Genomic DNA, 693 nt, shown 5'->3' on the forward strand with positions numbered 1-693 from the left:
AGGAGCACGAGGCCCTTGACCATCTGCTGGACGGACTGCGGGACGCCCATGAGCTGCATGCCGTTGCTCATGACGGCCATGATCAGGGCACCGGTCATGGCGCCCGTCACGCGGCCGACGCCGCCGGTCGTCGACGCGCCGCCGATGAACGCCGCGGCGATCGCGTCGAGCTCGAACATGTTGCCCGCGCCCGGCTGGGCGCCGTTCATGCGGGACGAGAACACGACGCCCGCGACACCGGCCAGCAGGCCCATGTTGACGAAGGTCCAGAACGTCACCTGGCGGACCTTGACGCCCGACAGCTGCGCGGCGTTGAGGTTGCCGCCGATCGCGTAGATGTTCCGGCCGAACACCGAGCGCTGCGTCATGACCGAGTAGGCCAGGATCAGCACCGCGAGCACGATGAGGATGTTCGGCAGGCCGCGGGACTGCGCGAGCTGGTAGCCGAACCACATGACGACCGCGGCGATCGCGACGAGCTTGAGCACGAACAGCGGCAGCGCCTCGACGACCTGCTGGTACGCGATGCGGCCCATGCGGGTGCGCCACTGGCTCACGGCGTACCCGACCACCGCGATGCCGAAGATCACGAGCGTGAACACGTCCACGCCGTAGCCGCCGAGCAGGCCGTTGGTCGAGAAGCCGTTCGCGATGTCGTAGTACGTGCCGCCGAACGGCGACAGCGAGACGTTG

The 693-nt window shown here is 68.3% G+C and carries 1 pseudogene; it reads right to left on the bottom strand.

From position 1 onward, the window contains the following. Positions 1-693, bottom strand: a pseudogene (locus G3I71_RS45280) (sugar ABC transporter permease); the annotation flags it as partial.

It is taken from the genome of Streptomyces sp. SID12501, assembly GCF_010550245.1.
Classification (GTDB): domain Bacteria; phylum Actinomycetota; class Actinomycetes; order Streptomycetales; family Streptomycetaceae; genus Streptomyces.